Below are 23,168 nucleotides of genomic sequence, written 5' to 3'. Positions count from 1 at the left end.
CGTAGGTCGGAAACGCCGGATGAGCACGTATCGGTTCCGGCGGTCAGCGCTTCAGGGCTCGGTACCGCTTCAGCAGGGCCGACAGCTTCGCCGGATCCTTTCCGCCGTTCAGCTCCGTCAGGAGGTCGTCGGGGCAGAGTTCGTACAGGTCGCCCCACCAACCCCGGCGACGGTTGTCGTAGATGCGGTAGCCGCCGGGGACGCCTCGGGCCACATAGCGCCGCTTGCTCACCAGGTACTCACCAAGGGTCGTCCTCCGTCGGGGGATTCAGCGCCTCCTCTTCCAGGAGGCGTTCGGCGATGTCGTCGGCCCAGGTCTGGGCCCATTGGCGGAGTGACATGGTGGCCCGGTCGTCGAGGCCGTGGCGAGTGAATTCCCGGTCGGCGAGCCACTCGATGCCCTCCAGACGGGACTGGAGGTCGGCGAGGTCGAAGCCGGCGGAGGTGTGGCGGCGGGCCAGTTCCTCCAGTTCGGGGAGGGTCCAGCGGTCGGCGGCGGCGTGGACCGCGATGAGGTCCCGCGGGGCGCCCCGGTCGGCCAGGGCGCGGACCTTGGTGCCGACCACGTCTTCGAGGGAGAGGGCCGGTCCCAGGGACGTCTCGACCGGGGGGTGCCACAGGGTTTCCTTGAGGATGTCGAGGGTGCGTTCCTCGGCCGTGGTCGGGTCGGTGATGCGGAGGCGGGCGGAGAGGGGATCGGTCTCCACCTCCTCCAGCAGCCAGCCTCGTTCCGTCAGGCCTGTCCGGACCGTGGCGGCGATCTGGTCCATGGGGGCCGGGTGCTCCGTCGCCACTTCCAGGTGTCGGCCGGGCGGTCTCGCCTCGGTCAGGCCGTGCGCCCGTACCGCGTGGTCGCCGGTCAGGGCCAAGGCGTAGGGGGTGCCGATCGTCAGGATGTCGGTGAGGAGGTGGTGGACCGGGTCCGGCTCGGGGAGGCCGAGGTCGAGGTCGGGGCCGAGGCCGTTCACGTGGTGACCTGGGGGATGGTCTCTGGGGTGACCTGTGGGGCGGTCTCTGGGGTGGTCTGTGGGGTGGTCGTGGCGGGTGAGGGTGGGGCCATGGGGGGATTATCACGGCCCCGGCCCCCGTCGACCGGTCAGTACGGCCGTCGGCCCACCCAGTTGCCCGGTGGGTCGAAGTTCGCCACCACGTACGTCCAGCCGTTGCCGCACCTGACCTTCGCCGCGCCGATCCGTGTCGTGCTGCGCCACACCACCTGGGTGTAGTGGAGGCACGGCTTGCCGCTTACACAGGTGTTTGAGGCGCGGTCGTAGTCGGGCTTCTCCTCCACCCACAGGCGGGCCGCGTCCGACATCGAGAAGTCGGGGCTGGATCCCTTGGCCAGGTTCTCGCCGTACCGGCTGTTCGAGTGGATGAGGCGGCAGTCGTCGACGCGCAGACGGGCCCAGTAGCGGGCGTGGGAGGCGAGCGTGCGGTCCCAGACCAGGGGTGGGACGCCTACGTCCGCTCGCGCCTTGTTGACGATCGTCATGAAGCCGTTGATCTCCGGCTTTCGCGCCACCGCGGTGCCCGCCCCCGTAGCCCCCGCCGCCGCTTCGACTGCCTCCACGATGGCCGGTGGCGGAACGACGGCCTGTGCCGTAGCGGGCGTCGGCGCCAGTGTCGTCGGCGTCAGTGTCGTCGCCGCCACCATCGCCACCGCGGCGATCGTCCGCAGTCCGTGCTGCCGCACGATGCGTACCTCCTCGATCCTCGATCCTCAACTTCCCTACTGACGTCGCCACTTGTAGACGAGGTGTGGGAAACGTCGTTGAGGATGGAGCGACCTGCCATCCCATCGGGGGAAACCGGAGTGGCGAGGGTTTGAGGGGATGCGCGAACCGCCCGTGACTCCAAGGGAGTTCACGGGCGGTTCGTTCGACGTTGGCGTCAGCTGGAGAAGGGGACGGCGTCGGCGGGGTTGGCGTGCCAGTTGGTGGCGATGGGCTGGTCGACCGTGACCGTGCGGGGGAGGCGGAGGGTGACGAAGTTGTCCACGTCGCCCGCGACGGAGAGGTGGATCGCCTCGAACTGCCTGCCGTTGTCGTTGTCCGTGGTCTTGGGGTTGATGCCGGCGTAGGCGGCGGTGGAGCCGGAGAGCTTGATGGTGTCGCTGACGCCGTGCTCGGCGGGCGAGAGCTCGGTGTCGGCGGAGGATCCGAAGGACCCGGAGGGGAAGACGCCCTCCAGGTAGCAGGTGATGCCGGGCAGGGCCTTGGCGGTGACGAGGAGGTAGCCACCCGCCTGCGTCTTCTCGCTGACCTTGAAGGTCAGGTCGTTGGTGCCGCAGGCCTGTCCGACGTCCTTGCCGTTGTCGGCGGTGGCAGTGGTGGCCGCGGTGGCGGTGAGGGTCACCGCCGCGACCGTGGCCAGGGCGAGGCGGGCGGAGCGGGCGAGAAGACGCGAACGCATTGAAATCTCCAGTGCGGAAGTGGGTCGTCCAGCGGGTTGCTTGGACGACTCCAGCTTGTTCCGCGATCTGTCCCACCCGCCACAAAAGGCGGCCACTACGGGACGCTGGAACGCCGGAACGGGCGCTGACCAGCACAGACGCTGACGGTCTGGAACGTTCAGCGGGACGGGGGAGCCGTGAGGCCATCCGGCTCCATGGCCTCATGGCGGTCTCATGGCCGCCCGCCGCGACCAGGTCTCGACGCCGTACCCTGCGTCAGGGCGCTCTACAACTACGACCACAGCCGTTTCGCACTCAGCTGTCCCCTGGTCGAGGGACGCCTGTCGTTCACCTTCCGAACTTCTCAAGTTCAGTTAAGGGAAGACAAAGGAAGCTCAAAGCTTGACCCGCGATCGTCCATCGTCATGGACCAGACCCTTCTCGTGGTCGCCGATCTGGCCGCCATCTCCGTACTGACCTTCGCGGTCTACTTCCCGCGCCACCACCGCCGGGACCTCATCGCCGCCTTCCTCGGCGTCAACGTCGGTGTCCTCGCGGTGGCGATGACGCTCAGCTCGTCGTCGGTGGGCATCGGGCTCGGGATGGGGCTGTTCGGAGTCCTGTCGATCATCCGGCTGCGCTCCAACGAGATCGCCCAGCACGAGATCGCGTACTACTTCTCCGCACTCGCCCTCGGCCTGCTGGCCGGGCTGCCGGAGGAGGTCAACATCCTGTCGGCCCTGCTCATGGCGCTGATCGTCGCCACGATGTACGTCGGCGACCACCCGAAGCTGTTCGGCCGTCACCGGCAGCGCAGCCTGCGCCTCGACGCCGCCTACACCGACGAGGACGCCCTGCGCGCGCACCTCGAAGTGCTGCTGGGCGGGCGGGTGGTGAACCTGTCCGTGCAGAGCGTCGACCTGGTCAACGACATGACCCTGGTCGAGGTCCGGTACGTCGTCACCGACGAGGGACCGCGCGCGCCGCAGGAGGCGGGCGACCGGGTCGAGCAGGGGCAGACGCAGGGGCAGCGGCAGGCGCAGGCGCAGGGGCAGGCGCAGGGGCAGCGGCAGGCGCAGGGGCAGGGCATCCGCGCATGACGGTCCTCGACTCCGTCGCGCCCGTGGTCGGGGCGCTGCGTCCCATCGGCCTCGACGAACTCGTCGACCGCGCCGAGCTGCTGACCCGCCTGGACCGCAAGTACATGCTGCCGCTCACCGACCTTCCGCTCGTGGTCGGCGGGCTCGACGGTGGGGGCACCTCCCGGTCGAGCGGAGCCGAGACTGGGGGAGTGCGGGTCCTGGAGGTCGACGGCGAGCGGCAGTTCGCGTACCGGTCCGTGTACTTCGACACCCCGGACATGGACGGCTATCTGGGCGCCGCCCGCCGCCGACGCCGCCGCTTCAAGCTGCGGATACGGACGTACCTGGCGTCCGGGCAGCACTTCCTGGAGGTCAAGACGCGCGGCCCGCGCGGCACCACCGTCAAACAGCGCGTCCCGTACGACGGGGAGCTGGGGCGGCTGGGGCCCGAGGCGCGGGCGTACGCCGAAGAGGTGCTCGGCGCGGCGGGCATCGACGCGCGCGGCTTCCGGCTGGTGCCCACACTCACCACCCGCTACCGCCGGACCACGCTGTTCCTGCCCGGCAGCGGCAGCCGGGTCACCGTCGACACCGACCTGACCTGGGCACTGCCCGACGGCACCGCACTGCGCACCCCCGAGCGGACCATCGTCGAGACCAAGGCCGGGCGCGCGGGATCCGGCGCCGACCGGCTGCTGTGGTCGCTCAAGCACCGGCCCTGCCCGGTCTCCAAGTACGGCACCGGGCTCGCCGCGCTGCGGCCCGACCTGCCCGCCCACCGCTGGCTGCCCGTTCTGCGGCGCCACTTTCCCACCACACCGGCACTGAACGGGAGTTCCGCATGAACATCCGCACGACCACCTGGAAGAGAAGCGCGCGACGACTGCGTACGAAGGTGGCGGGCGCTCTCGCCTCCGTCGTCCTCGCGACCGCCGCGCTGGCCGGGTGCTCCTCCGGGAGCGACTCCGCGTCCGCGTCGTCCGACGCGTCGTCGAGCGCGAGCGCGGCGGCCGCGGTGGACGGCTCCCGGACGGCATCCGCCGTCCTCGCCGACAACGAGGACACGCACGCCGAGGACGGCGACACGGAGTACGACGAGTCCGAGGCCGTCGGTGTCGAGCTGAACGGGGACGCGGCCGAGGCGGACGGCAAGGGCGTGGACGTCGACGGGTCCACCGTCACCATCACCGCCGGCGGGACGTACCGGCTCAGCGGCTCCCTCGACGACGGGCGGATCGTCATCACCGCCCCCGAGGCGACCGTGAAGCTGGTCCTCGACGGCGTCGACATCTCCAGCTCCTCCGGTTCCGCGATCGCCGCGACCGAGGTGGAGCGGCTGGTCGTCGTCCTCGTGGACGGCAGCGAGAACAAGCTGAGCGACACCGACTCCTACGCCGACGACGCCGAGGCGAACGCCGCCCTGTACAGCGCGGGCGACCTGACGATCGGCGGCAGCGGCTCGCTCACGGTGCGGGGGAACGGCAACGACGCGATCGCCGGCAAGGACGGGCTGGTCGTCGAGGGCGGGAACATCACCGTCGAGGCCGCCGACGACGGCATCCGCGGCAAGGACTATCTGGTGGTCAACGGTGGCACGGTCACCGTCACCGCTCAGGGCGACGGGCTCAAGTCCGACAACGCGGACGAGGAGGACGCCGGGTACATCGTCGTCGACGGCGGGACGGTCAAGGTCACCGCGAACGGTGACGCCGTGGACGCCGCCACCGATCTCGTCGTCACCGGCGGCGGGCTGACCGTGAAGAGCGAGGCCTCCGACGACACCTCCGCGCACGGCCTGAAGTCCGGTGTGATCACGGTGTTGGAGGGCGGCACGGTCGACGTCTCGGCCTCCGCCGACGCCCTGCACGGCGACGCGGCCGTCCACCTCAACGGCGCGACCGTCAGCCTCTTGGCGGGCGACGACGGCATCCACGCCGAGGGCGACCTGGTCATCAGCGAGGGCACCTTGAAGATCACGGACTCGAACGAGGGTCTGGAGGGCAAGGACATCCTGGTCAGGGGTGGTACGACGACGGTCACGTCCAACGACGACGGCGTCAACGCCTCCGGCAGCGAGGCGACCACCGAAGACCAGGGCGGACGCGGCGGCCCCGGCGGTGGTGGCATGGGCGTCGGCGACTACTCCGCCAAGGTCACCGGCGGCACCCTGATCCTCAACTCCCAGGGCGACGGCTTCGACTCCAACGGCACCGCCGAGATCACCGGCGGCACGGTCGTCGTCAACGGGCCCGAGACGGGCGGCAACGGCGCGCTCGACGTCAACGGCAGCTTCACCGTCAGCGGGGGCACGCTCCTCGCCGCCGGCAGCGCGGGCATGGTCGTCGCCCCGGACGAGGAATCGGAACAGGGCTGGCTGTCGGCGACGCTGGACGCGTCGGTCGAGGCGGGCACCACCCTGCACATCGTCGACTCCGATGGCGAGGTCGTCGCCTCGTACGTCACCTCGAAGACCATCCAGAACGTCGTCTACTCGGGCGAGTCGATCAAGAGCGGCGAGGAGTACACCGTCTACTCCGGAGGCTCCACCTCCGGCTCCGACACCGGCGGCCTCGCGGAGTCCGGCAAGCTCGCCTCCGCCGAGAAGATCGCCACGGTCACCGCGGGCGAGGCCCCGGAAGGCGGAGGCTTCGGGGGTGGCGGGCCGGGCGGCAGGCAGTAGCGGACTCCGCCCGGGGTGCTGTAGCCGGACTCCATCCGGGGTGCTGTAGCTGGACTGCGCCCCGGAGCGCTGTAGCTGGACTGCACCCCGGAGCCCTGTAGCCGGACTCCGCCGTGAGCCGGGCCCTGTCCCGCTACGCGGACGACCCGAAGTTCTGGGTCCAGTAGTTGCCCGGCTGTGCCAGGCCGATGCCGATCTCCTTGAAGCCGCAGTTGAGGATGTTGGCCCGGTGGCCGGAGCTGTTCATCCAGCCGTCCATGACGCTCTCGGGGGTCCCGTACCCGGCGGCGACGTTCTCGCCCGCCGACCTGTAGGCGTACCCGACGCGGGCGAGCCGGTCGGTCATGGACGAGCCGTCGGAGCCGGTGTGGGACATGTTCTGGTGGTCGGCCATGTCCTGGCTGTGGTTCTGCGCGGCCTTGGTGAGCTTGGCGTTCTCGGTCACCGGCGCGCAACCCGCCTTGTCGCGTTCGGCGTTGACCAGAGCCAGCACGCGAGCCGTGGGCCCGGAGTCCACGCTGCTCGTGGAGGTGCGGGGAGCGGTGGCGGGACGCGTGGCCTTCGGGGTGCTCGGCGGCGACGTCGTCTTCCTGGGTTGGTCCGCGGTGGGCGTGGGCGTCGGGCGGGCGGACTTCGAGGGAGACGCGCTCGGGCTGGTGCGGGAGCGAGAGGGGCTCGGGGTGCCGGACGGAGAGGCGGAGGAGTCCGTGGCGGAGGGCGTCGCGGACACGGACGGTGTGCGCGACGGCGTCCGGGAAGCCGTATTCGACTCCGACGTGTCCCCTCCCCACCAGGAGAACGCCACACTGCGCAGGCCTCCGAGTCCGACACCGCTCGCCTGCGCGGCCACGGGGACACCCACGGCGCCCACAGCCAGCACGGCGGCGGAGGCGATGGCTATCTTGCGGCGTTTCGAGCGTGTCCTTCTCTGGCGGTGCTTGCTCATCCGTGGCCTCACTCACAAGCGACATCGGCCGGCCCTGGCCCTGGCGAGCCGCCATTATGGGGACGGTCGCGCGCTCCGGGCAACGAACACCCGTACTAACGCTGAGTGGTGCCGAGGAGGCCCCGGCCGGGGTGTGAAGGCCCGCCGATCCGGCCGCCGGCACTCGCGAACAGGCCCTCGGGAACAGGCGGAAGGCGTTCTCCCGTGGTGACGGGCGCCGAAATCATCGAGCCGGAAGACCGGTTGAATTGACACCCATGGCGAAAGATGCCTGATTCATGGCCAAAAGAAAGTAGTTGTCATCGAAGAGAAATCGGACAGTCAGCGATATTCAGGAACAACCCCGGCGTGACGCATGTCACCGGGAAGTGTCCGCCTGCGACCCCGGGGGCTCCAGGGGCAGGGCGTACGGGATCGGTGCAGACTGGAAGTGCGGGGTTTCCCGAGAGAGCGGACCCCTGTACGGAGATTCCCCGAGGCCCTGCGGTGATCCAGTCATGGAGGAAACATGACGGCAGTCACGCGGACGGATGTACCCGTCGAGATCGAGGGCAACGGCGTCGAACTGCGGATGCAGGACATCGGCGGCGACACGGATGTCGCGTTCGTCCGGCTCCCCAAAGGCGCGGACATGCGGCCGGCCCTCAAGGACGAGCCCGACAACCTGTGCCAGGTCCCCCACTGGGGCTACATGTTCAAGGGCCGGCTCGTGATGCACACCAAGGAGGGCGACAAGACCTACGAGGAGGGCGAGGCCTTCTACTGGCCGCCCGGTCACGCGCCGGAAGCCCTGGAGGACTGCGAGTACGTGGACTTCTCGCCCCGCAAGGAGTTCGAGCAGGTCATCAGCCACGTGAAGTCGAACCTGGGCTGACCACGACTCAGATTCCCTGACGCGAAAGGAAGTTGGCGGCAACCTTTCCCCGCACGGCGACCACACATGAGTCAGAACCCCCTTCACGGGGGCTCCACACGAACCACGTGTTCTCCCGAACCACGTACGTTACGTAAGGACTCATCCGTGGCCTCTGCCTCTCCGCGCCCGTCCCACCGCCGGTCCCTCCGAGGGCGCCGGACCCTCGTGGTCTCCGCTGCCGCCGTGGCCGCCGCTGTCGGCGCCGGCGTCCTCGTGATGAACGCCAAAGCCAGCCCCGTGGACCTGTACCACCAGGTGCTGCCCGCCAAGGACGGCTGGGCGGCGTCCGGTTCCGGTACGACCGGCGGCACGAAGGCCGACGCGGCGCACACCTTCACGGTGTCCACCCGGGCGCAGCTGGTGAAGGCGCTGGGCTCCGCGACCGACACCACGCCCCGGATCATCAAGATCAAGGGCACGATCGACGCCAACACGAACGACTCCGGCAAGAAGCTGACCTGCGCGGACTACGCCGCCGGCACCGGCTACTCGCTCTCCGCCTACCTCAAGGCGTTCGACCCGGCGACGTACGGCAAGAAGGCGCCGTCCGGCACCCAGGAGACCGCCCGCAAGACCGCCGCGGACAAGCAGAAGAAGAACATCGTCTTCCGGGTGCCGTCCAACACCACCATCGTGGGCGTCCCCGGCACCAAGGCCGGGATCACGGGCGGCAGTCTCCAGGTCCAGAACGTCAAGAACGTCATCGTCCGCAATCTGACGTTCGCCGCGACCGAGGACTGCTTCCCGCAGTGGGACCCCACCGACGGCTCGTCCGGCGAGTGGAACTCCAACTACGACTCCGTCACCCTGCGCGGCGCGACCAACGTCTGGGCCGACCACAACACGTTCACCGACGAGCCGACCTTCGACAAGTCGCTGAAGACGTACTTCGGCCGCAAGTACCAGATCCACGACGGCGCCCTCGACATCACCAACGGCTCCGACCTGGTGACCGTCGAGCGGAACCTCTTCTACTGCCACGACAAGACGATGCTGATCGGCAGCAGCGACACCGACTCCACCGGCAAGCTGCGCGTCACCATCCACCACAACCTGTGGAAGGGCGTCGTCCAGCGCGCCCCGCTGGCCCGTATCGGCCAGATCCACCTCTACAACAACGTCTACGACACGACGTCCCTCAACGGCTACGAGCCGAAGTACAGCATCGACTCCCGGGCCAAGGCCCAGGTCGTCGCCGAGCGCAACGTCTGGAAGGTCCCCGCCGGCGCGAAGGTCGGGAAGCTGCTGAGCGGCGACGGCACGGGCTCGGTCGCCGGCACCGGCAACATCGTCAACGGCAAGGCCACCGACCTCGTCGCCGCGTACAACGCCGCGAGCTCGAAGAAGCTGAAGACGACCGTCAACTGGACCCCGGCCCTCACCGCCGGCCTCCAGACCTCGGTCACCGACCTCCTGACCGGTCTGACGGGCACGACGGGCGCGGGCACCCTCTCCTAGTGCCGCGTCAGCCAAGGTTCGCCCCGTCGCGACGCCCGGCACGCTCCCCCATTCTCGGCTTCGCTCGAACGGGAGGGGCCCCCACCGCCGCACCGGCCGAAAGCCCAAGTACGTCCGGTCCATCGACGGGGCCTTCCGGCCGGCACGCCGAGAGCACGCACCGGACGCCGCTCCTTGACGGGCAAACCTTGGCTGACGCGGCACTAACTCCTGGCCGACCCAAGAGTGAGGGCCCGGGAAGAAGCTCGCTCCCGGGCCCTGAACTCAAGGATGCGTGCGCTACGCGCTCGGCTTCTCCTCCAGGCGGGGGAAAAGGATCGCGCCCTTGGTGATCGTCGAGCCGACCGGGAGTGTGCCCCACTCGCCCGCCTCTTGGACCTTCTGGTCCGCGAGGGCGCCGAGCGAGACATCCGCGCCCAGGGAGTTCCAGAGCTGCTGGGACGTGTCCGGCATGATCGGGTTGAGAAGGACGGCGACGGCGCGGAGGGACTCGGCGGCCGTGTAGAGGATGGTGGCCAGGCGGGCCTTGCCCTTGTCGCTCGTGTCCTTGGCCACCTTCCACGGCTCCTGCTCCGTGATGTAGCCGTTGACCTGCTTGACGAAGTCGAAGACGGCCAGGATGCCGCCCTGGAAGTCCAGCTCGTCGCCGATCTTCCGGTCGGCCTCGGCGACCGCCTTGGCCAGTCCGTCGTGCAGCGCCTTCTCGGCCTCGCCGTCGGCCGTGGCCTCCGGCAGGGCGCCGTCGAAGTACTTGCCGACCATGGCCGCGACACGGGAGGCGAGGTTGCCGTAGTCGTTCGCGAGTTCGCTCGTGTAGCGGGCGGAGAAATCCTCCCAGGAGAACGAGCCGTCCTGGCCGAAGGCGATCGCGCGCAGGAAGTACCAGCGGTAGGCGTCGACACCGAAGTGCGAGGTCAGGTCCTGCGGCTTGATGCCTGTCAGGTTCGACTTCGACATCTTCTCGCCGCCGACCATCAGCCAGCCGTTCGCCGCGATCTTCCCCGGCAGAGGGAGGCCCTGTGCCATCAGCATGGCGGGCCAGATCACCGCGTGGAAGCGGAGGATGTCCTTGCCGACGAGGTGGACGTTCGCCGGGAACGTGGCCTCGAACTTCTCCTGGTTCTCGTTGTAGCCGACCGCCGTGGCGTAGTTGAGCAGCGCGTCGACCCATACGTAGATCACGTGCTTCTGGTCCCACGGAATCGGGATGCCCCAGTCGAAGGTCGAGCGGGAGATCGACAGATCCTGCAGGCCCTGGCGGACGAAGTTCACGACCTCGTTGCGCGCGGACTCGGGCTGGATGAAGCCGGGGTTCGCCTCGTAGTGGGCGAGGAGCTTCTCGCCGTACTCGCTCAGCTTGAAGAAGTAGTTCTCCTCGCTGAGGATCTCCACGGGCTTCTTGTGGATCGGGCAGAGCTTCTGACCCGCGAAGTCGCCGTCGCCGTCGAGCAGCTCGCCCGGCAGCTTGTACTCCTCGCAGCCGACGCAGTACGGGCCCTCGTAGCCGCCCTTGTAGATCTCGCCCTTGTCGTACAGGTCCTGCACGAACTCCTGGACACGGTCGGTGTGCCGCTTCTGCGTGGTGCGGATGAAGTCGTCGTTCGCGATCTCCAGGTGCTCCCAGAGGGGCTTCCAGGCCTCCTCCACGAGCTTGTCGCACCACTCCTGCGGAGACACTCCGTTGGCGTCGGCGGTGCGCATGATCTTCTGACCGTGCTCGTCCGTGCCGGTGAGGTACCACACCTTCTCGCCGCGCTGACGGTGCCAGCGCGTGAGCACGTCCCCTGCGACGGTCGTATAGGCGTGGCCCAGGTGAGGAGCGTCGTTGACGTAATAGATGGGGGTGGAGACGTAGAACGCCTTGCCACCCTGCTTCTCGGTTCCAGTGGCCGCCATGCCCGAAATCCTACTGGGCCCGTGAGGATCGACTCACCTGCGTTTCGGGTGTCGGACGGGCCCCCGGATTTCGCGGGGGCCCGTCCGACACCTGGTGACTAAGGGCGCCAGGCGGCCAGGATGCCCTCGTAGACCTCGGCGTCCGTCAGCTCGCGCGGGGTGTCGCCGGCCAGGAAGTGGGACGTGTTGTCCGTCTTCAGCTTGCGGAGGTAGTCGAACGCCTTGTTCTCCGGGTCACCGAACGCGACGAACGCGAAGTGGACGGCCGGGTGGTTCTTGGCGGCGTCCGCGAGCGCCTGGTTCGCCGGGGTCTTGGCGTCCGGGGCGCCGTCGGTCTGGAAGACGACGAGGGCGGGGGCGCCGGGGTCGGCTGCCTTCCGGTGCTGGGCGAGGACCTCCTCGACGGCCACGTGGTAGCTCGTACGGCCCATACGGCCGAGTCCGCCGTGCAGGTCGTCGACCTTGTTCTCGTACGAGTCGAGGGTGAGCTCGCCGGTGCCGTCGAGCTCGGTGGAGAAGAAGACGACGGGGACGGTGGGGGACTCGGGGTCGAGGTGGGCGGCGAGGGCGAGGGTCTGCTCACCGAGGGCCTGTGCCGAGCCGTCCTTGTAGTAGCCCCGCATCGAGGCGGACCGGTCCAGCACGAGGTACACCTTGGCGCGGGCGTCGGTGAGGTCCCGCTTCTCGAGTACGGCCTGTGCGGCGGTGTACGCGGTGCGCAGGCTCGCCGGCACCTCGGCTCCGCCCTCGGCCGTCTCCGTCTTCCCACCCGCACCACCCGTGCGACTTTCGTCGTCGACCGCGGGTACCTCCTGCGGGGCGCCCTCACCGCCGCCGAGCGCGGGCTCGGGGGTGGCGTCCACGGCGGCCGCCAGGGGTTCGGGGGTGGCCTGGGGCTCAGGGGCGGCTTCGGGCTCCGGCTCCGGGGTGGCCTGGGGCTCGGAGGCAGCCACCGGCTCGGGCTCCGGCTCCGGGGTGGCCTCGGGCTCCGGGGCGGTCTCGGGCTCCGGCGTGGTTTCCGGCTCCTTCGCCGCTTCCGGCTCGGGCTCCGGTTCGACGACGGCCTCGGGCTCCGGCGCGTTCACGGCCTCCGGCTCCGGGGTGGCCTCAGGCTCCGTCGCGGCTTCCGGTTCCCGCACAGCCACCGGCTCCGGCTCGACCTGCGACTCGGCCTCGACCGCAGGCTCCGCCTCGGCCGCAGGCTCCGCCTCGGCGCCCGGCGTCACCGTCTCAGCGTCCGCTTCCGGCTCCGACTCGGCCACCGGCGCCACAGACTCGGCGGCGGCCTCCGACTCCGCCCCCACCTCGCTCTTCGACGCCGCAGGCTCGGCCTCGTCTTCGGCGACTGCCTCCGACTCCACCTTGGCCACAGCCTCAGCCTTCGGCTCTACCTCAGCCTCAGCCTCAGCCGTGAGCTCGTTCTCCGCCGCCGGCTCCACCTCGGCGGACAGGACTGGCTCGGCTTCAACGACAGGCTCCGGCTGGACCACCGGCGTGGACTCGACGACCGGCGTCTCCGCCTTCGTCTCCCCCTCCACCTCAGCCTCAGCCGTCAGCTCGGTCGCAGCCTCAGCCTCAGCCTCCGGATCCACCGTCGGCTTCGCCTCAGCCTCAGCCTTCGGCTCGACCTCAGCGTCTGGCTTCGCCTCAGCCTTCGGCTCTACCGCCGCCTCAGCCTTCGGCTCTACCGCCGCCTCAGCCTTCTGCTCCGCCGCTGCCCTCGGCTCAGCCTCTCTCGTCCTCTCGGCGCTCTCCTCGGCCCGCGGCTTCGGCACCGTCACGTTGTCGAAGGCCGCGGAGACGAGTTCGTCGACGACGGAGGGGGTCGGCGTGGGCGCCGCAGGCTCGGCAGCGGCGGTGGTGGAGGTCGGCTCGGCCGACGGGGCCGGAACCTTCGGCTCGGCCTCCCGCAGGGAAGCCCGCTCGGGCTCCCGCTGGGGAGCCGACTCGGCCTCCGTCGCGGAGGCGGCTGCGGCCTCCGTGGAGGAAACCCGCTCCGCCTCCTGCGAAGGAACCGTGTCGCGCCCCTTGTGTGAGCGGCTGAACGCATTCCGCAGGAGAGAGAGAATGCCCATGTGCGCAACCCTTCGGGTGAGTTGAAGCCCGTCAATCCCTGGCCAGGACGGACACGTAAGGTTAGCGGCCAGGATTGGTGATCTTGGGGTGGGGCGGGGTGTTTCACTATCTCCACCACCCCGCGCTGTCAACACCGCCTGAACGGCCGCAGGTTCACCCCCTGTTCACCTTCCGGCTCCGTTCTCGAACGCGCGCCCCCCTAACGTCGCGCTCACACCAAAGGCACATAAGAGGAGCGCAACGTGCGCAAGCTGCTGCCCATGATCGCCTCGCACCCCGGCGGCCGTTCCGCCCTGACCTGTCGGTTCCGTTGTGGTGACGCCTGCTTCCACGAGGTGCCGAACACCAGCACCAACGAATACGTGGGTGATGTCATCGCGAGCGCGCTGAGCCGCCGCTCGGTGATGAGAGCCGCCGCCGTCGTCTCCGTGGCCACCGCGGCCGGGGCGACCGCCCTCGGCACCGCCGTGCCGGCCGCCGCGGCCACGACCGAGACCGCCACCACGTCCAAGGGCAAGGGCAAGGCCGCCCGTGGCCTCCGGTTCACCGCCGTCGCGCCCAACACCACCGACGCCGTGACCGTCCCCGAGGGCTACAAGCAGAACGTCGTCATCCGGTGGGGCGAGCCCATCCTGCGCGGCGCCCCCGCCTTCGACCCGGAGAACCAGACGGGCAAGGCCCAGGCCGGCCAGTTCGGCTACAACTGCGACTTCCTCGCCCTGCTCCCGATCCCCGGTGAGCGCGGCCGCCAGCTCCTCGTCGCGAACCACGAGTACACCGACGAGATCCTGATGTTCCGCGGCTACGACGCCGCCAACCCGACCCGCAACCAGGTCGAGGTCGCCTGGGCGGCCCACGGCCTGGCCGCCGTGGTCGTGGAGGAGGACCGGCGCACCGGCAAGCTCACCGCCGTGCCCCGCCACCACCTCAACCGGCGCGTCACCGCCACCACCGAGTTCCGCCTGACCGGCCCCGCCGCCGGCTCGGACCTCCTCAAGACCTCCGCCGACCCGACCGGCACGAAGGTGCTCGGCACCCTCAACAACTGCGCCGGCGGTACGACCCCGTGGGGCACGACCCTCCACGGCGAGGAGAACTTCAACCAGTACTTCGCCAACAGCAGCCGGGCCACCGACAAGCGGTACGGCATCGGCACCGGCGCCACCGAGCGCAAGTGGGAGCGGTTCGACAAGCGGTTCGACGTCGCCCAGGAGCCGAACGAGGTGCACCGCTTCGGGTACGTCGTCGAGCTCGACCCGTACGACCCGTCGTCCACGCCCCGCAAGCACACCGCCCTCGGCCGCTTCAAGCACGAGGGTGCGACCGTCCGCCTCACCCACGACGGCCGCCCCGTCATCTACTCCGGTGACGACGAGCGCTTCGACTACTTCTACAAGTTCGTCAGCAGCAAGCGGATGAAGAGGGGCAGCTCGCGGGCCGTACGCGAGCACAACCTCTCCCTGCTCGACGAGGGCACGCTCTACGTCGCCAAGCTCACCGGCGACTCCCCGGCGATCGAGATCGACGGCACGGGCAAGCTGCCGGCCGACGGTGAGTTCGACGGCGCCGGCGAGTGGATCCCGCTGGCCACCGCCACCGCCAAGGGTGCCGTCTCGCACGTGGACGGCATGACGGCCGACGAGGTCTTCGTCTTCACCCGGCTCGCCGGTGACAAGGTCGGCGCCACGAAGATGGACCGCCCCGAGGACATCGAGCCCAACCCGGTCACCGGCAAGGTCTACGTCGCCCTCACCAACAACACCAACCGCGGCAAGACCGGCTTCGCGCCCGCCGACGAGGCCAACCCGCGCAACGCCAACAAGCACGGCCAGGTCCTCGAACTCACCGAGCACCGCAACCGGCCCGAGAGCACCAAGTTCGGCTGGCTGCTCTTCCTCGTCGCGGGCGACCCCGAGGACCCGGCGACCTACTTCGCGGGCTTCCCGAAGGACGACGTCAGCCCGATCTCCTGCCCGGACAACGTCGCCTTCGACCCGTACGGCAACCTGTGGATCTCCACCGACGGTGCCCAGCTCGGCTCGCACGACGGTCTGTTCGGTGTCGCCACGCGCGGTGAGCGGCGTGGTGAGCTGAAGCAGTTCCTGACGGTTCCGAGCGGCGCCGAGACCTGCGGCCCGATCGTCCAGGACCGTCGCGTCCTGGTCGCCGTCCAGCACCCGGGCGAGCTCGACGGAGCCACCGTCGAGAACCCGAAGAGCGCCTGGCCCGACGGAGCCGGCAAGTACGTCCGCCCGGCGGTCGTCGCGGTGTGGCGCGCGGACGGCTGCGACATCGGCGTCTGATCCGCGTAGGTAAGTGACGTACGTACACATGTGAACGCGGGCCGTCCTCCTGTCGGGGAGGGCGGCCCGCGTGTGTGTGCGCTGAGGCTGGGCTCAGGGGGCCAGGCAGCTCACGCCCGGGAGGGCGGTCGGGTCCAGGAGGCCCGCCGGGTCGAGGAGCGCGGCCGGGTCGACGAGCTCCGTCACGCCGGCCGGGGTCTCGGTGACACAGGTGACGGTCCCGACCGGGTCCGGGATGGCGTTGGCGGCCGGGGCCATGGTGCCGGCGAGGGCGAGGGTTCCGAGCAGGACGGTCGCGGTGCGACGCATGAAAAATCCCCTTATAGGTAGGGCGGTTGAACAGGATTGATCATTGCGCCTTTTCGCCTGCGAATGCGCCCTCAGTCACTCGTGCGGGGATGACGTAACGATTCAGCGCCCTGCGTCGAGTTGACCTCACAGATGCTGATGCCAGTACAGATGCCAGTACAGATGCCGGTGTCAGTGCGGTGACGTGATCGTCCGGGCCGCCGCCACCTCCTGCCGCAGCGGCTCCAGCACGCTCCCCGGCGGCCCGCTCAGATCGGACCGGACCTCGTACAGTACGTGCGTCTTCCGCAGCCCCTCCGCCAACTCCCTCAGCTGCAGGGCGACTTGGTCGACCTCGGCGGCGGACGGCGGCTCCGCTCCCTGCTTGATCCGGACCCGCCCGGCCGTCGTCGCGTCGACGATCCGCTCCACCGCCACGACCAGCGGCCACCAGGCGGCGGCGCGCCGGCCGATGGGCGGCGGTTCGGTGAGGGCCCGCTGGAACTCCGTACGGATGGCGGAGAGGTCCCGGTAGAGACGGCGGCGCATCCGGGCCCGCCCGGCGGGGTCCGCGGGGACCTCACCGAAGGCGCGTTCGACGTACGCGGCCGTGTCGGCGACGGCGTTCGCGAGCCGGTCGCCGACGCGCGCGTGCCAGCTCTCCGGCCAGAGCAGATAGCCGGCGACGAGGGCGATCGCGCAGCCGATGAGGGAGTCGACGAGACGGGGGACGAGCAGGCCGGTGCCCTGGTGGTTGAGGGTGTCGGAGAGGAGCAGGATCACCGGGGTGATGGCGGCGGTCTGATAGCCGTAGCCCCGGGGTGTGAACACCGGGATGAGCGGCGCGAGGACCAGCATCACCGGCACGTCCCACCAGCCGCGCGGCACCTGCGAGAGGATCCCGGCGGCCACCACCAGACCCACGACCGTGCCGAGCGCCCGCAGCAGCGCCCGGGAGAACACCGACCCGAAGTCCGGCTTCAGGACGAACGTGATGGTCAGCGCCACCCAGTACGAGCGCGGCACGGCCACCAGCGACACCAGGGCCTGGGCGATGCCGATGCACAGGGCGAGGCGCAGGCCGTAGCGCCAGGAGGCGTCGGAGAGGGCGACGTTCCGGGCGACCCGGACGGCGCGTACGCCCAGCGGGGCGGGGCGGCCGGCCCGGTCGCCGGCCTTCTTCAGCGCGTCCGGCGACTTCTCGGTGACGACGTCGGCGGCGTGCCGCAGCGCCTGGTCGACCGCCCGCCCGATCGCACTCGCGGGCTCGGGCAGCCGCAGTCCCAGCGGCCCCGAGTACCCCGTCTCGACGGCCTCCGCGAGGTGGCGTACGGCCGTGGGGATCTCGGCGGGCAGCGGCCGACCGGACAGCCGTACCGCCGGGGCGGCCTCCACCAGCGGGGTGATCGCGTTCAACTGGGCCAGCAGCCGCACCAGTTCGGGACTGCGGCCGTGGTGGCGGGCGCGGCGGGCGAGGACGAGGTCGTAGGACTGGTCGAGGGACTGGGTGACGAGGTGCCGGGCGGCGTCGTACGCGTCGGTGTGCCCGGCCAGGTCGTCCGTGGTCGTGGTCGCGAGGAGGTCCGCGACCTTGCGGTACGTGTCCGCGACGGCGGCCCGTTCCGGTACGCCCGCCCTGAGCGGCCAGGCGAGAAGGGCCTGCGCGAGGACGAGGAGGCCGCCACCGCTCATCAGCAGCGGGGCCAGCCACCACGCCCCGGGCATCGGGAGGCCCGCGCCCACCACCGAGTTGAGGAGCAGCAGCAGTCCCGACACGGAGGCCACGGCGCCGATCGACGAGATCATCCCGGAGACGAGCGCGACCCCGGTGAGCGCGGCGACGGTGACCCAGCCCTGGCCGTACACCAGTGAACCGAGCGTGATGCCCACGGCGCTGAACAGCTGCGGGATCGCGATCTTGAGCAGCCGCATCCGGTACGCGTCCGCCGTGTCGCTGATGACGCCCGAGAGGGCGCCCATGGAGGCGAGCGCCCCGTACTCGGGCCGCCCGGCGGCGAGGCCCAGCGCGAGCGGCAGCGTCAGCGCGATCGCCGCGCGGGCGACGGCGGGCCGGTTGACCGGCGTCTGCTGCGGCTGGAGGTTCCGCACCAGCCAGTCGGGTGGGGCGAGGCTGCTGGGGAACGGGCGGGGCATGGCCCCATTATGGCGGGGCGCACATGCGGCTTATGGGGGCTTTGTCTCACCTTCTTCCGTGCAGGACGACGTCGACGGTGACGGCGTTGTGGTCGGTGCCGGACAGTCCCTGGAAGCGGACCTCGCGTGCGGAGAAGTCCTTGGAGGAGACCAGGACATGGTCGATCTGGGTGCCGATCCTCGGGGTGGTCCGGGAGGGCCAGGTCGGCCTCCGGTCCTGCCCGACCAGACGGGCGGCGTCGCTCAGGCCCGTGTCGAGGATGGCGCGGAAGGCCGCGTGGTCCTGGGAGGCGTTGAAGTCCCCGGCGAGGATGGTCGGCGTCCGGGTGTCCTTGGCCGCGTACGCCCGCAGCGCGCCGAGCTCCCGCCGCCAGGTGTCCAGCTCTCCCGGCAGCGGGGGCATGGGGTGCGCCAGCTGCAGCCGTACGGGGTTGCCCTCGATGTCGGCCACGGCACCGGGCATGCCCATCGTGCCGGGGATCGGGTCGGCGGGCTTGAGGGGGTAGCGGCTGAGGATGACGGAGCCGGTGGAGCCGTAGCCCTCGACGGCCTGGCGGTGGGGGTAGGCCGGGCTCTTTCCACTCTTGCCGCTCAGGTCGCCGAGCGTGTCACGCAGCTTGGCCGAGCAGGTGAGCTCGCACTCCTCGACGAAGACGATGTCGGGCCGGTCGCGCCGCACGGCCTTGACGAGGGCATCGGTGCCCCACCCGAACTGCACGTTGGACGTCATCACCCGCACCTGGGCCAGCGCCGTCCCGCCCGGCTCGGTCGTCTTCCCGTACGGCTCGATGTACCAGGCGAGCACCCCGAGCAGCACGACACCCCAGGTCAGCCCGATCCACCAGCGGGCGAAGAGGGAGAGGAGCAGGGCGAGGCCGGTGGGGGCGAGGAGCCAGGGGAGGAAGGCGAGGAGTTGGGTGACGGGGGTGAAGGCGTCGACGTCGAGGACACGACAGCCGACGACCACACTGACACCGAGGAGGAACAGAGCGGCGAAGGCCTTCTTGCCGCCGTGCGTTTTCCGCCGTGCGTTCACCACCGGCCGCTCGATCGTCGCGCTCTCCACGGGCCGGCCTTTCCGTTCTGCTCTTGCTGTCTGTGTCTCCCTCAAGGACGGGGAACGCGGGGCGAAGGTTGCGACGCGGCCACTCGGGCGGCGAGTACCGGAATGGAAGCGATCTTCTCCGCGTCCAGATCCTCCCAGACCAGCCCGGCCGGGCGGTGCGGCGACGGGCAGGAGATGACTTCGTCCGGGGTGACGATCAGGTCGACTCCGAAGTCGTGGCCCGTGGACGGGAGGTCCTCGTCCAGCACCTGCAGCGAGTGGACGGTGGACACGACCACCGTCCGGGCGCCGATCAGCCCGGCCTCCATGAGAAACGCGAACTCAAGGTCCGAATACCCGGCCCCCTTGGAACGAGTCGAGGCAGCCGTACGGCAGACCGAGATCCCCATGTTGCGCGCGTACCGCCTGTGGTTCGAGCACACGCGCAAGTGCGGCCACTGCAAGGGTGTGCGCAAGGCGCAGGACGGCTGCACGGACGGACGGGAACTCTGGGGCGAGTACCGCCTCGCGCGGATCGGCGGCACGTCATGACCTGGACCATCGAACGAACTCCGAGACGCCCCGTGTACCGCACGGATGCCGGCCAACTCGCCCTTCCCTTGCGTCTCTCCAAGAAGGGCGAACACGCGACGGACGCCGAACTCGTGCTCTCGCTGATCGACGCCGAGCACCTGCACGCGGCGCTGTGCCGTGCCCTCGACGGGCAGCCGGCGCCCTCGTCCGCGCCGGACTGCCGCGACTCGGTCTCCGCAGCGGATGTCGTCGAGGCAGCGCACGTGCTGAGCGCGAGGGTGGCCGACGTGAACCGGCGCAGCAGGAGGCGGCTGTGACCCGTTCGATCATCAAGGCCGCCGAGTGGACCCTGGCACCGGAAACCGCCGAGGGCACTCCACGGGTCCTCTACTCGGCTGTGTGCCTGGCCTGCGGGGCAGAGTCCCCCACGTCGGACAGCGAACGCCTACCCGTAGAAATCTGGGCGCTCAAGCACACCGGCCCTGAACCCCCAGCACCGGCACCGTCACTCTGGCCTCGCCGAAACCCCACCTGACCTGCTCGAACGCTGCGTAAGCACCGCTCGGCCGGCCTGCTGGCCCACGGATGGCCCATGAGGTCCTCTCAACGAACGGAACTGTTGCAGCGACCAGCCGCTCGGCTGGTGGCGTCACGCGCCAGACCTACGCATTACAAGGTGTCTCGCGGAGGGCGGAGCGCCTGCCTGTCCCCACCGTCGGCCAGACACCGAGCTAGGTGTGTATGGGTGACGAGAGACCCGCGAGCACGATCCGGGGCTACCAATCCTGAGTTTTCGCCTACGGCGCGCGACGGAATCGATGGCGATCCGCCGCGCGCCGTTTGTTCCACTGGCTTCTCAGGGCGGCAACCCTGAGCACTCGCCTTTCGGTAAGGGCGCCCGCGTGAGTAGCAACGACTTGACGAACCCGCAGGGCGAGCGGAAGTCGCACTACCTGCCGTGTTGATCCCTATGCCCCGATGTCGGGCAAGCTCTACCAGGCCGATGGCCAGGTCAGCTATCACCCAGAGCACGACGGGAGGTCTGTCTAGCTAGGACCGTCGTGCCCATCGTGCTTCTTGCCGCCGTCGTGGTGACCGTGCTCATCGTGCTTGTTGCCGCCGTCGTGGTGACCGTGCTCATCGTGCTTGTTGCCGCCGTCGTGGTGACCGTGCTCATCGTGCTTCTTGCCGCCGTCGCCCGGAGGGGTGGTGGCCGGAGGGGTGGTGGCGGGAGGCGTCGTAGCCGGAGGGGTGGTGGCCGGGGGGTGGTGGCCGGAGGGGTGGTGGCGGGAGGCGTCGTGGCCGGGGGGGTGGTGGCCGGAGGCGTCGTAGCCGGAGGGGTGGTGGCGGGAGGCGTCGTGGCGGGAGGCGTCGTAGCCGGAGGGGTGGTGGCCGGAGGGGTGGTGGCCGGGGGGTGGTGGCCGGAGGGGTGGTGGCGGGAGGCGTCGTAGCCGGAGGGGTGGTGGCCGGGGGGGTGGTGGCCGGAGGGGTGGTGGCGGGAGGCGTCGTAGCCGGAGGGGTGGTGGCCGGAGGCGTCGTAGGGACGGCGCTGCACTCACCCTGGAAGATCGTGTTGGAGTCCAGCGTCACGGCGCCGTTGCGGGCCAGTAGCCGGCCATTAACGGTCGTCCCCGTGGTGGCACTGATCGAGGCCAAGGCCATGATGTTGCCCACGAACGTGGAATTGGTACCGAGAGTGGCCGAGCTGCCGATCTGCCAGTACACATTGCACGGGTTGGCGCCATTGGTGAAAACCACCCGGCTGGCCGACGCCGTCGTCAGCGTCGAACCGACCTGGAACACCCAGACGGAATTGGAGTTTCCCTGGCCGTTCAGGGTGAGGGTGCCGGTGATCTGGGCGCTGACGGGCACCTTGTAGACGCCCGGCACCAGCGTCTGGCCACCGAGCTCAACGGGATCTCCGGTGTACGTGACATCCGCTGCCTGCCCGGCGGCCTGGTTGTACGCCGTGGTCAGATCGTTCTGTGCCTGGAGAGCAACGTCGCCGCCATTGTGGATGGTTCCGGGCGGCAGCACCGCGCCGGGCGGGAACCCCACGACGTGCGGACCCGCCCCCGAACCCGGACTCACTCCGACGCTACGCTCGACCGCCGTTGGGCCGGTGTTGGTGACTGTCGTACCAGCCAGTACTCCGAAATTCCCTGCCGTACCCAGAGGCACAGGCGTGGCAACGGCTGCTGCGCGTGTCGGTGACATCGCGATTGCGGCAGCGGCGATCAGCGCGGTTACTAGCGCCGCGATCCAAAGCGACATGGTGCGCCGTCGTGGCGCACCAAAAATATTCAGTGTCATCGAGGGGCCAACTCCTGTGAGAGGGCGGTGCCTAGTTCGGCGGTTCTGACGGCGGCACCTTATTCGAGGAATGGATCGATTTACGGTCGCCTCAAGAGCCTTCGCTGGAATTGACCAACCAATCGTGAAATACTTAAAAATACTCAATGGGCCGAATGGCACTGACTGCTTTACTCCGGACGGGCGACCGGGAAACGCCACCAAAAATGCGATTTTCCAGAGTCGACTGTCACGGAGGCGAAGCTTCTTCACGACTCTCGCGACGCTCCTGAAACCGTGGAGTCTGGTCCGACGCTCGTGTCGCGGGCGGCGAGGAAGCCGCACGGATGGCTCACAACCCGAACCCTGCGGGCACGGCGACGGCGTGCGGCGCCGGACGGATCGGAGAGGATTCCTCACAGACAGCGCGCGCACGCCGTATGGCCCACAGGCATCTGAACCATGGGGGTTCCTCAACCGGTCGCGCTGCCCGTCGCTCGTCGGCGGACGTCGCCGGGGCCGTTCTCCGTATCCGGCAGTCACCCCGCCGTGGGGCGCGGGCCCGACTGGAGGGGGCGCCCCAGTCGGGTGTCTATGTCGTGCGGTCGCCGTCGTGGGACGTCGCCAGGGACCACATCACGAAGACGGCGACGGCGATGGCGATGACGGACCAGACGGGGGCGTACGGGAGGAACATGAAGTACTCGATGGCGAAGAGGGAGGCGAAGGCTATGCCCAGGCCTCGGGCCCAGTCCTTGCCCTGGAGGATGCTGTAGCCGGTGAGGGTGACGATGATGCCGAGGGTCAGGTGGATCCAGCCCCAGGTGGTAAGGCTGAACTCGAAGACGTAGTCGCCGATGGGCGTGTACACGTCGTCCGTGGCGATGCCGGCGATGCCGTTGAGGATGCCCATGATGCCGCCGACCATCATGAGGACACCGGCGAAGACCGTGCCGCCGAGAGCCCAGGCCGAGCCGGAGTGCTTCGCGTAGGAGGGTGTCGGTGTCGGGATGGTCTGGTCGGACTGGGGGTTCTCGCGTGGGGCGGTGCTGTGCTGTGCCATGCGGGCCTCCTCGAGCGTCATTGAGCGTCATTGAATGGGGGGA

The 23,168-nt window shown here is 69.7% G+C and carries 22 protein-coding genes and 1 pseudogene; 9 read left to right on the top strand and 14 right to left on the bottom strand.

Going from position 1 to position 23,168, the window contains the following annotated elements:
* Positions 1–43: 43 nt before the first annotated feature.
* The 4 genes from JIX56_RS22960 to JIX56_RS22945 all read right to left on the bottom strand — a co-directional run bounded on the left by JIX56_RS22960 (position 44) and on the right by JIX56_RS22945 (position 2,412).
* A complete protein-coding gene (locus JIX56_RS22960; RefSeq protein ID WP_257543088.1) occupies positions 44–232 on the bottom strand; it encodes a hypothetical protein in 189 nt (62 codons plus the stop codon).
* Positions 233–239: 7 nt separating this feature from the next.
* On the bottom strand, positions 240–896 hold the full coding sequence (locus tag JIX56_RS22955; RefSeq protein WP_443032060.1) for a hypothetical protein: 657 nt from the start codon (positions 894–896) through the stop codon (positions 240–242).
* Positions 897–1,096: 200 nt separating this feature from the next.
* On the bottom strand, positions 1,097–1,693 hold the full coding sequence (locus tag JIX56_RS22950) for a pathogenesis-related family 1 protein (RefSeq protein ID WP_257543084.1): 597 nt from the start codon (positions 1,691–1,693) through the stop codon (positions 1,097–1,099).
* Positions 1,694–1,890: 197 nt separating this feature from the next.
* Positions 1,891–2,412, bottom strand: coding sequence for a DUF4232 domain-containing protein (locus tag JIX56_RS22945; protein WP_257543083.1), 522 nt, complete (start codon positions 2,410–2,412; stop codon positions 1,891–1,893).
* Positions 2,413–2,817: 405 nt separating this feature from the next.
* Here JIX56_RS22945 and JIX56_RS22940 point away from each other — a divergent pair, with 405 nt between their 5' ends.
* From JIX56_RS22940 to JIX56_RS22930, 3 genes are read left to right on the top strand one after another with little or no spacing between them, the layout of a single operon-like run.
* Entirely contained in the window at positions 2,818–3,492 is a 675-nt protein-coding gene (locus tag JIX56_RS22940; protein ID WP_257543082.1) for a DUF4956 domain-containing protein, read from the top strand.
* Positions 3,489–4,319: a VTC domain-containing protein gene (locus JIX56_RS22935; RefSeq protein WP_257543081.1), complete on the top strand. Its 831-nt coding sequence runs from the start codon at positions 3,489–3,491 to the stop codon at positions 4,317–4,319. The genes JIX56_RS22940 and JIX56_RS22935 overlap by 4 nt, the downstream gene beginning before the upstream one ends.
* Positions 4,316–6,154 (top strand): carbohydrate-binding domain-containing protein, encoded by a 1,839-nt coding sequence (locus tag JIX56_RS22930; protein ID WP_257543080.1) that lies wholly within the window; start codon positions 4,316–4,318, stop codon positions 6,152–6,154. The genes JIX56_RS22935 and JIX56_RS22930 overlap by 4 nt, the downstream gene beginning before the upstream one ends.
* Before the next feature lie 133 nt (positions 6,155–6,287).
* On the opposite strand, the gene JIX56_RS22925 is transcribed toward JIX56_RS22930, so the two are convergent.
* A complete protein-coding gene (locus JIX56_RS22925) occupies positions 6,288–7,100 on the bottom strand; it encodes a CAP domain-containing protein (RefSeq protein WP_257543079.1) in 813 nt (270 codons plus the stop codon).
* A 508-nt stretch (positions 7,101–7,608) separates the two neighbouring features.
* Here JIX56_RS22925 and JIX56_RS22920 point away from each other — a divergent pair.
* Both JIX56_RS22920 and JIX56_RS22915 read left to right on the top strand, forming a co-directional pair.
* Positions 7,609–7,974: a hypothetical protein gene (locus tag JIX56_RS22920; protein ID WP_257543078.1), complete on the top strand. Its 366-nt coding sequence runs from the start codon at positions 7,609–7,611 to the stop codon at positions 7,972–7,974.
* Between the two features lie 147 nt (positions 7,975–8,121).
* Positions 8,122–9,474: a pectate lyase family protein gene (locus tag JIX56_RS22915; RefSeq protein WP_257543077.1), complete on the top strand. Its 1,353-nt coding sequence runs from the start codon at positions 8,122–8,124 to the stop codon at positions 9,472–9,474.
* 279 nt (positions 9,475–9,753) lie between these two features.
* Here the strand turns inward: JIX56_RS22915 and metG are convergent, their stop codons facing one another.
* Both metG and JIX56_RS22905 read right to left on the bottom strand, forming a co-directional pair.
* Entirely contained in the window at positions 9,754–11,370 is a 1,617-nt protein-coding gene (gene metG / locus JIX56_RS22910) for a methionine--tRNA ligase (protein WP_257543076.1), read from the bottom strand.
* Between the two features lie 98 nt (positions 11,371–11,468).
* On the bottom strand, positions 11,469–13,445 hold the full coding sequence (locus tag JIX56_RS22905; RefSeq protein WP_257543075.1) for a VWA domain-containing protein: 1,977 nt from the start codon (positions 13,443–13,445) through the stop codon (positions 11,469–11,471).
* A 243-nt stretch (positions 13,446–13,688) separates the two neighbouring features.
* On the opposite strand from JIX56_RS22905, the gene JIX56_RS22900 reads away from it, so the two are divergent.
* Complete coding sequence (locus tag JIX56_RS22900; RefSeq protein ID WP_257543074.1) at positions 13,689–15,749, top strand: PhoX family protein; 2,061 nt, start codon at positions 13,689–13,691, stop codon at positions 15,747–15,749.
* 93 nt (positions 15,750–15,842) lie between these two features.
* Here JIX56_RS22900 and JIX56_RS22895 read toward each other — a convergent pair whose 3' ends face one another.
* The 4 genes from JIX56_RS22895 to JIX56_RS22880 form a co-directional block, all read right to left on the bottom strand.
* Complete coding sequence (locus JIX56_RS22895) at positions 15,843–16,058, bottom strand: hypothetical protein (RefSeq protein WP_257543073.1); 216 nt, start codon at positions 16,056–16,058, stop codon at positions 15,843–15,845.
* A 171-nt stretch (positions 16,059–16,229) separates the two neighbouring features.
* Positions 16,230–18,191 carry an FUSC family protein gene (locus JIX56_RS22890; RefSeq protein ID WP_257543072.1) on the bottom strand — a complete coding sequence of 654 codons (1,962 nt, stop codon included), beginning with the start codon at positions 18,189–18,191 and terminating at the stop codon, positions 16,230–16,232.
* A gap of 46 nt (positions 18,192–18,237) precedes the next feature.
* Positions 18,238–19,257 carry an endonuclease/exonuclease/phosphatase family protein gene (locus tag JIX56_RS22885; RefSeq protein ID WP_443031863.1) on the bottom strand — a complete coding sequence of 340 codons (1,020 nt, stop codon included), beginning with the start codon at positions 19,255–19,257 and terminating at the stop codon, positions 18,238–18,240.
* Positions 19,258–19,298: 41 nt separating this feature from the next.
* Positions 19,299–19,565 carry a hypothetical protein gene (locus JIX56_RS22880; protein ID WP_257543071.1) on the bottom strand — a complete coding sequence of 89 codons (267 nt, stop codon included), beginning with the start codon at positions 19,563–19,565 and terminating at the stop codon, positions 19,299–19,301.
* A 37-nt stretch (positions 19,566–19,602) separates the two neighbouring features.
* On the opposite strand from JIX56_RS22880, the gene JIX56_RS22875 reads away from it, so the two are divergent.
* The 3 genes from JIX56_RS22875 to JIX56_RS48075 are packed head-to-tail and all read left to right on the top strand — an operon-like array spanning position 19,603 to position 20,305.
* Positions 19,603–19,788 carry a hypothetical protein gene (locus JIX56_RS22875; RefSeq protein WP_257543070.1) on the top strand — a complete coding sequence of 62 codons (186 nt, stop codon included), beginning with the start codon at positions 19,603–19,605 and terminating at the stop codon, positions 19,786–19,788.
* Positions 19,785–20,087, top strand: a complete 303-nt coding sequence (locus JIX56_RS22870) for a hypothetical protein (protein WP_257543069.1) — start codon at positions 19,785–19,787, stop codon at positions 20,085–20,087. Before JIX56_RS22875 ends, JIX56_RS22870 begins: the two co-directional genes overlap by 4 nt.
* Positions 20,084–20,305: a DUF7848 domain-containing protein gene (locus tag JIX56_RS48075; RefSeq protein WP_443031862.1), complete on the top strand. Its 222-nt coding sequence runs from the start codon at positions 20,084–20,086 to the stop codon at positions 20,303–20,305. Before JIX56_RS22870 ends, JIX56_RS48075 begins: the two co-directional genes overlap by 4 nt.
* Positions 20,306–20,816: 511 nt before the next feature.
* On the opposite strand, the gene JIX56_RS22865 is transcribed toward JIX56_RS48075, so the two are convergent.
* The 3 genes and pseudogenes from JIX56_RS22865 to JIX56_RS22855 all read right to left on the bottom strand — a co-directional run bounded on the left by JIX56_RS22865 (position 20,817) and on the right by JIX56_RS22855 (position 23,125).
* Positions 20,817–21,329, bottom strand: a complete 513-nt coding sequence (locus JIX56_RS22865) for a hypothetical protein (RefSeq protein ID WP_257551564.1) — start codon at positions 21,327–21,329, stop codon at positions 20,817–20,819.
* A 67-nt stretch (positions 21,330–21,396) separates the two neighbouring features.
* Positions 21,397–21,987: pseudogene (locus tag JIX56_RS22860) on the bottom strand (ice-binding family protein); the annotation flags it as partial.
* A gap of 667 nt (positions 21,988–22,654) precedes the next feature.
* Positions 22,655–23,125: a DUF7144 family membrane protein gene (locus JIX56_RS22855; RefSeq protein ID WP_257543068.1), complete on the bottom strand. Its 471-nt coding sequence runs from the start codon at positions 23,123–23,125 to the stop codon at positions 22,655–22,657.
* Between the last annotated feature and the right edge of the window lie 43 nt (positions 23,126–23,168).

The organism is Streptomyces sp. CA-210063, from assembly GCF_024612015.1.
Classification (GTDB): Bacteria; Actinomycetota; Actinomycetes; order Streptomycetales; family Streptomycetaceae; genus Streptomyces.
Note: the sequence above shows the minus strand (reverse complement) of the source record. Positions and strands in the feature narration are given on the sequence as shown.